At 58.2% G+C, this 447-nt stretch carries 1 protein-coding gene; it reads right to left on the bottom strand.

Going from position 1 to position 447, the window contains the following annotated elements; genetic code table 11:
- Positions 1-447 (bottom strand): hypothetical protein (locus tag SLS51_RS23355; RefSeq protein WP_323840857.1); only part of this gene is annotated, 447 nt, incomplete at both ends.

The following is a 447-nucleotide window of genomic DNA, read 5'->3' as shown; positions in this document are numbered from 1 at the left end:
CCGGTCTGGTTAATTTTTCCTTTCAGGTTAGAGATATCCGGGGTTGTGAGGTGAATTTCCCGCGCCACTAACTGGCCGCCGTCGTTGTTAAACTGGCCCGGCGTTTTCGCGGTCAAACGGTCGGCGTTGACGGTAGCGTGAGCGGTACTTATCCCCGATTGACCGGCGGTCAGTTGAATCTGACCGGCTGCGGTCTGGCTGTCGCTCAGGTCAATCTGTTGACTGTGGACAGCCAGCGTATCGGTGGCCAGATTTTTGCCATTGGCCTGAACGTGCTGCGCGGTCAGAGTCAATGAGCCGGGTCGGGTAGTGTTGCCGTTATCATCCAGCCCCGCGGCCCATACGCTGTTATGGCTGCTGTGTATTGTATCTGCGTTGACCGTGGTATCGCCGCGGGCTTCCACCCGGCCCCGATTATCCAGCGTACCGCCCGCCTGTAAATTCACC

The organism is Photorhabdus africana, assembly GCF_035181445.1.
Lineage (GTDB): Bacteria > Pseudomonadota > Gammaproteobacteria > Enterobacterales > Enterobacteriaceae > Photorhabdus > Photorhabdus laumondii.
The sequence above is the reverse complement of the archived record's forward strand: the minus strand, read 5'-3'. Positions and strand labels throughout refer to the sequence as shown.